The 1,154-nt window shown below is 72.1% G+C and carries 1 protein-coding gene and 1 pseudogene; both read right to left on the reverse strand.

Annotated features, from left to right (window positions below; genetic code table 11):
• Positions 1–153, reverse strand: a pseudogene (locus AC27KI_RS25405) (type II secretion system protein GspL); the annotation flags it as partial.
• 56 nt (positions 154–209) lie between these two features.
• Entirely contained in the window at positions 210–1,100 is an 891-nt protein-coding gene (gspK, locus tag AC27KI_RS25410; protein ID WP_487116570.1) for a type II secretion system minor pseudopilin GspK, read from the reverse strand.
• Positions 1,101–1,154: the final 54 nt, after the last annotated feature.

Below are 1,154 nucleotides of genomic sequence, written 5' to 3' on the forward strand. Positions count from 1 at the left end.
CACCACCTCGCCGGCGCGGCCCGGGTCGGGCAGCAGCGCGGCGGGCGCGTTCGCGTGTCGTGTGGCGGTATGGCCGTCGGTGGTCAGCGTGTAGCCGTACTCGGTGGCCGGCCCCGGGTGGCCCGGGGGCAAGGAAAGGATGAGGGTGCTCATGGATGGGTTTCGCGGGCCATTTTAGGGGCGTGGCATGACGGATCGCGCGGCCGGGGTCAGCGGGTGGCCGTGGCGGCGTCGTTGCGCGCGAAGACCCCGCGTTCGCGCCACAGCGTGCGGGCTTCGCGGCCGGCCTTGTAGACCAGGGAGCGTTCCTGCACCACGGTGCTTCCCAGCCGCAGCCGGCCGAGCACTTCGTAGTACGACGAGGAGACGGTGTGCGTGGTGGTGTCCATCTGCGCCGAGCCGCTCAGCAGCTTGCGTGCGTCTTCCTCGTTGCGAAAGTGCCGGGCCTCGCGCGCCTGCACCAGTTGCTGCGCGCCGGCCATGTCCAGCCCCTCGATGCTGGCCTGCAGCACCTGGGCGCTGGCCGTGTTCAGGTTCACCCGCGTGCTGCGCGGCAGCACGGTGGCGTAGGGCTCCAGCGCCGCGATGGTGGCGGCGTCCACGCCCAGCCAGGACAGCTGCGACAGGGTGCGCGGCATCAGGGGCGCGTTGCCCGCATCGCCGCCCGTGGCCTTGGCCTGGCGCAACCCGTCGGCCAGCAGGTTCAGCTGCTGGCGCGGCAGGCCGAGCTGCTCGAAAAGGCGGGTGAACTGGCGCAGGGGGATCTCCTGCACCGCATTGCCGTCCACCAGGTTGAAGAGGTTCAGGCGCGACTGCAGGTCGATGATCCGGCCGGACAGGAAGGCATCGGCCGTGTCGGTGCTCGCATCCTCGGGCTGGCTCACGTTGCGGTCCGCCGCGAGGAAGGTGGACAGGCGCGCTTCTTCCAGCGGCACCGCCCAGGGCTCGGCCAGGTGGTCGGTGCCGTCGCTGTCGCGCGCGGCGGCGTCCTCGCGCAGGATGAGCCGCGACCAGTCGAGCGCGCCGGCCAGGATCCACGCCGACTGCGCGCGTGCGCGCTCGGCGGTCTCCACCTCGACCGCGCGCCACTGCTGCCACATGGCCGCGGCCGCGAAACGTGGCCACTAGCGTCACCGTGAGCATGGCGGCCAGCA

The organism is Acidovorax sp. KPB24-03 (assembly GCF_057546605.1).